Source organism: Limosilactobacillus viscerum (assembly GCF_947387525.1).
GTDB classification, from domain to species: Bacteria; Bacillota; Bacilli; order Lactobacillales; family Lactobacillaceae; genus Limosilactobacillus; species Limosilactobacillus viscerum.
In genome coordinates this window covers 1-5,515 of sequence record NZ_CANDNW010000048.1, presented here as the reverse complement: position 1 = coordinate 5,515, position 5,515 = coordinate 1, and the positions used below count along the sequence as shown (strand labels likewise).

The 5,515-nt window shown below is 40.0% G+C and carries 6 protein-coding genes; all 6 read right to left on the bottom strand.

Annotated features, from left to right (window positions below; all coding sequences use genetic code 11):
* Positions 1-127: 127 nt before the first annotated feature.
* The 6 genes from QOS07_RS09050 to QOS07_RS09025 are packed head-to-tail and all read right to left on the bottom strand — an operon-like array spanning position 128 to position 5,029.
* Positions 128-787, bottom strand: a complete 660-nt coding sequence (locus tag QOS07_RS09050) for a sugar transferase (protein WP_283588621.1) — start codon at positions 785-787, stop codon at positions 128-130.
* 20 nt (positions 788-807) lie between these two features.
* Positions 808-1,737: an NAD-dependent epimerase/dehydratase family protein gene (locus QOS07_RS09045; protein ID WP_283588620.1), complete on the bottom strand. Its 930-nt coding sequence runs from the start codon at positions 1,735-1,737 to the stop codon at positions 808-810.
* Between the two features lie 16 nt (positions 1,738-1,753).
* Entirely contained in the window at positions 1,754-2,527 is a 774-nt protein-coding gene (locus QOS07_RS09040; protein ID WP_283588619.1) for a tyrosine-protein phosphatase, read from the bottom strand.
* Complete coding sequence (locus QOS07_RS09035; protein WP_283588618.1) at positions 2,527-3,306, bottom strand: CpsD/CapB family tyrosine-protein kinase; 780 nt, start codon at positions 3,304-3,306, stop codon at positions 2,527-2,529. The genes QOS07_RS09040 and QOS07_RS09035 overlap by 1 nt, the downstream gene beginning before the upstream one ends.
* 12 nt (positions 3,307-3,318) lie before the next feature.
* Positions 3,319-4,113 carry a YveK family protein gene (locus tag QOS07_RS09030; protein WP_283588617.1) on the bottom strand — a complete coding sequence of 265 codons (795 nt, stop codon included), beginning with the start codon at positions 4,111-4,113 and terminating at the stop codon, positions 3,319-3,321.
* A gap of 10 nt (positions 4,114-4,123) precedes the next feature.
* Positions 4,124-5,029, bottom strand: a complete 906-nt coding sequence (locus QOS07_RS09025; RefSeq protein ID WP_408613366.1) for an LCP family protein — start codon at positions 5,027-5,029, stop codon at positions 4,124-4,126.
* Positions 5,030-5,515 lie beyond the last annotated feature (486 nt).

Here is a 5,515-nt window from a genome sequence, read left to right as displayed (position 1 = left end):
TTTGGTCGTTAAACATATTCTACCCGCTATGGGTTTATTTTTTTAAATCTGTTGCACTTAGATTGTAAATACTCACTGTAAACAGATATTAGCACTGAGAATGAGGGCATACCATTTTGCATGTTTATCATCTAGCTCCATCACCTGTATAAATTATCTTAAATGTTTCGAATGCTATACTAAAATCAAGCCTTAATGAATAATGATCTATATAATAATTATCTAATTTACTTTTTTCGTTTGGCTTCAAATCATAACCACCATGAATTTGGGCGTAACCTGTTAATCCTGGAATGATTCTTAAACGTTTGGGAAAATCAGGCCATTGCTTTGAAAACTTTTCCGTTAAAGAAAAACGTTCGGGACGCGGACCAACCAGACTCATATCACCTTTTATAATGCTCCAAAATTGCGGTAACTCATCAACTCGGGTTTTACGCATAAACTTACCAACCATCGTTACTCGTGGATCATCTTTTTTTGCCCAAACAGCACCAGTTTTCTTCTCTGCGTTATTTTTCATTGAACGTAATTTAGTTATTATAATTGGTTTCCCCATATAGCCTACCCTTTCTTGCCTAAAGAAAGCAGGGCCTTTTGAGGTCAGTTTAACCAGAATTGCAAAAATAAGAATTACCGGTAAGCTAATAATGCCAAAAAGAGTACCAAAAAGAATATCGCAAATTCTTTTCCCCACAAGATTTGACTTTGGAATCGGCTCACCGATATTCCCTATAAAATCATAATCTGCTTCTTTATCTGTATTATTTGTCATTGATGCTTCCATTAATATTCTCCCTAAATATCTTAAATTGTTAAATTGTAGGCCCAATATTGCTTTAATCCTTCTCGTAATGTCCACTTCGGTTTAAAGCCAATACCTCTTAGTTTACTTATATCTGCTTTTGATTTTGTAATGTCGCCGTTCCTTGTTTCTTTAAATTCAATTTTTAATCTTTTACCACTAATATCCTCATAACTATGGATAACATCAATTAGCGGTGTTTCGCCACCATCAGCGACATTATAGACCGTTGGCTCATTAGTATCTGTTGCGACCTTAATCAGTGCCCTAACTACATCACCCACATAAACAAAGTCCCTGGTCTGCGAACCATCACCGTATAATGTAAAAATTTGATTATTCTTCATACACTTCGTAATAATTGATAAAACACCCGAATATGGTGAATCAGGATTTTGCCGTGGCCCATAAACATTAAAGAAGCGAACAGCAACAGTTGGCAACCCATATAATCTACCATAATCAATCGTAAATCTTTCGGAAGCGTATTTATCAACTGCATAGGGAGTTAACGGTTGAACATGAGACGTTTCCTTTTTAGGAAAGTCAGGTAAATTGCCATAAACAGCCGCTGAAGACGTAAAAAGGAAACGCTTAATTGGCAATTTCTTTAAGCGAATGTATTCAAGAATATCAATTACCGATTCTTGATTGACCCGGTGTGTTTCCAGTGGCCGTGCTACTGAATCCGCTACACTAGACACAGCCGCTAAGTAATAAATATAGTCAAAATTATTTTCGGATAAGAGCTGATGCATAAATTTAGTATCACAAACATCATGCTCACAGAAGTGCACATCAATATCGGCAATATTTTCTTTTTTACCCATTGATAAATTATCAACAATGGTAATATCATTTTCATCCACTAGTGCATGTGCCAAATTTGAGCCAATAAATCCTGCTCCACCTGTGATTAATACTTTTGCCATCCTTTAGTCTCCCTCTCTAAAATAACCAAAAGTGCTTCTTCTTACGCAATTTTTGTACCGCGTTTAGTGGGACATCCCCCCCATTGATAATTGTCCTAGCATTATTTGCATAATGATGCGAAAAGTCATTACCAAATTCACTACTCAACTTCTCAAATGCTTGTCGCATTTCATACTTACGACCCGGTAAATCATGTGCATCTGAAGCAAAAACATAACCTTGACCAGCTTCAATTAATTGCCGGCTAAACTTTTCAACTTTTTTTCCAAAAGTACCGATATAAGAACTAGCAGTTATCTGTGACAAGCATCCTTTTTGTAAAAGTTCATACAAAACTTCCGGCTTATCCATAATCATTGTGTTCCGTTCTGGGTGCACAATCACCGGTGTAATTTCCCGCTGCTGCAAGTCAAAAATCATCCGGTTTGTATAATGCGGTACGTCATCATCTGGAAATTCCAACATTAAATAGCGATTGTCCGTATCCGCAAACAAGATATCATCATTGTCTAATGCTTTAAGCAAGTTACCATTAATCCGTACTTCCTGACCTGGAAAGACCGTTAATGGAATATTATTTTTTTCAAGTTCAGCTGCAAATTGTTTCGTCAAATGAATAACATCTTGCTTGTGATTTACATACCGTCCATTCATATGGTGTGGCGTTAGCAAGGCATGCGTCACCCCATTTTCCACTGCTTCTTTTGCCATTCGCAATGAAATTTCCATTGACTTGGAACCATCATCGACGCCTGGCAGCAAGTGACAGTGCAAATCAACCATGACCATTACTTATCATCCTCACCATATCCGTAACCATAGCCATAGCCATAGCCATAACCATAACCATATCCGTAGCCATAGCCATAACCAGCATCCGCATTACCATCTGCATCGTTCATCACGTAACCAAGCAAATTAGCGTGGGCCATCTTTAACAACTCAACTGACCGCTTTGCCGCCATCTTCTGCGTACCACCTTGCCGGATAACCAGAATCATTGCATCCAGGCTATGAGAAAGCACCTGTGTATCCGTAACCTCCAACATTGGCGGTACATCTAAAATCACCAGGTCGTAGTTTTCCTTAACGGCCTTAAGAAAGGCCTGCATCCGTTGCGAGCTCAGCAGTTCTGCCGGGTTAGGCGGTACTGGCCCACTCGGTAAGACATCCAGATTTTCAACGCCACTGGGCTGGATAATTTGGCTAATATCTAACGACTGCTCTTGGCTCGTCAAAATTGACGTTAACCCCAGCTGGCCATTTAAGTTAAAGGACCGGTGCAACGTCGGCCGCCGAAGGTCAGCATCAACTAGCAAGACCCGCTTACCATTTTGGGCAAAGACGACCGCGATATTATCAGTTACCGTTGACTTCCCTTCAGAGATATTAGCAGAGGTAAAAGCTAACGTTTTAATCGTTTTATCAATGGCCATGAAGTTAATGTTTGTCCGCACTGTCCGGAACTGCTCTGAAATAATACTCTTTGGATGAACGGCGGTAATCAGTTTAACCCCGTTATCCATCGTATCGGTCGATGCTTTTTTCTTCCGATGAAATAATGACATTTTCTTACCTCCTTATACCCGCCGTGATGCACGTGAGCCTTGTGTCCGTTGCTCACGAGAAGCAAAATTAGCATTACGGTCTAAATGAATATGGTCAATGTGACCCAGGTTGGTCAGCCCTAACTCATCGGTCATAAATTCATCCGTATTGACGGTTGTATCCATCAATTCCTTAATTAACAGGTAAGTAAAGGTAACAAGAAAACCTAAAACAGCCCCCGCTAAAGCAAAGAGCTTAACATTCGGGAATGAAGGCGCAGAGGGCTCCGTTGCCCGGGAAACGATAGTCACGTTGTTAACACTCATGATCTTCTTAATCCGCTTCTTAAATACTGAGGCGATCGTATTAGCTGCCGCTGCTGACTTTTGTGAGTCGTCTGTTGTTACTGCAACTGAAAAAACCTGGGAATTTTGTTCATTACTGATCTTAATGTCTTTTTTCAGTTGGCTTACTGGAACATTATAGTTACGCTCATACTCACGAGCCACTTTACTACTATTGCTTAATTCACTACTTGCCTGGTTCAAAATTACCTTGTTCATAATAATGTCCTTGTAAGTGTTAATAATTTGAACATCAGCTTGTTGGTTATTGTAGGCTTGCCCATTGTTATTACCGTGTTTTTGATTAACCAGGATTTCCGTTGTTGCCGTATACTTTGGAATTACCGCAAACTTTGCAACTGCAAACCCTAGCGCTCCGATCAAGACGGTCCAAAGGATCAATAACTTATAGCTCCGCCGTAAAATTGCGAGCAACCGGTGCAGGTCGATCGTATTCGTTAATTCTTTACTTGAATCAGTCATTCTTTACTCCTTAATTTTTCAAACTATTTTGTAAGAGTTCCGTAACCCGTTCCTGTTCCGTATTGGAAACCACTTCAAAGGATTGACCATCATAATTTTCACTCTTACCCTGTGCGTGGTCTTGAACTACCTTAGCCGTTGCTTGCCGGTAGTTCTTTGCCAACGCTACCATATTATTAAATGTCAAATCAGTCTGTGAGCTATCCGAAACCGACTTCAGGAACTGCCGGTTCAGCACGGACTTATATGATGCTGACTTCTTCAGCAAAGCCGCAATTACTAACCGTTGCCGTTGCTGCCGACCATAGTCACCTTGAGGGTCCTCATGCCGCATCCGACTGAACTTCAGTGCCTGGGAACCAGTTAAATGGTAAGTTTTACCTTTTTGGAAGGACATTCCTTCGTATGTAAAGGTCAGTGGCGAGGTTACGTTAACGCCGCCAACCTGGTTAATTGCCTTTTCCAGTCCTCCCATATTGACCAGAACGTAATAGTCAATCGGTACTTCAAAGTGCTGGTGAACGACCTTCACACTTTCCTTTACCCCACCAAAGGTATAGGCGGCGTTGATCTTGGCTGGTGACTCATCAGCGTACCCTGGCAAGTCCACCTTCATATCACGGGGTAAACTAACGATCGTGGTGGTCTTTTTCTTGGGGTTTAACGTCATTACCATCATGGTATCTGTCCGTCCCTTGTAAGAACGACCCAAAGCACCAGTATCGGTCCCTAACAAGAGGATCGAAACCGGCCGCTTCTGTGCAAGCACCTTATCAGCATTCCGTTGCTTAGTGATCCCCGCACTATTGTACATATTATTAGATGTCACTTTTAAGTTGTGCCAAGCGACACCTGCAAAAAAGACAGCAAAAAATAAGAGGATCCCAAATACCCACCAAAAAGCTTTTTTAATCATCCGTCGACGATGATGGTGATGATGATGCCGATGGTGGTGATGAACCTCATTACTACTTAAACCATTCTCAACCGAATCATCAATGGACCCATTCTTTTTCTCTGGCATAAATAAATTCTCCCTATTATCCCGTAATACGGGAAATGATATAAAAAATTTCAATCTCTAATATTTTATATTCGATGAATACATATTTCAAATACCATCACATTGCCTTTTTCCTTGATTTTCAAAAATAGATGTAACCCGATAAACAGAATCAACCAGCAAGCTCATTTAGTAAAATATATGAAAACTATTACAGATACTGCATTTCCGGACATTACTTAATGCTTATCAGACAATAGGCTAGCCATTATTAATATTTTTTTATTCAAGACGAACTGTAAAAGATTTTTATTTTTAAACATGGCAGATTGTAAAATTTAAGTTGAACATTTAAGTGGACAGAAAAACCCATCAAGGTCTTTAATGGTGTTACCACAC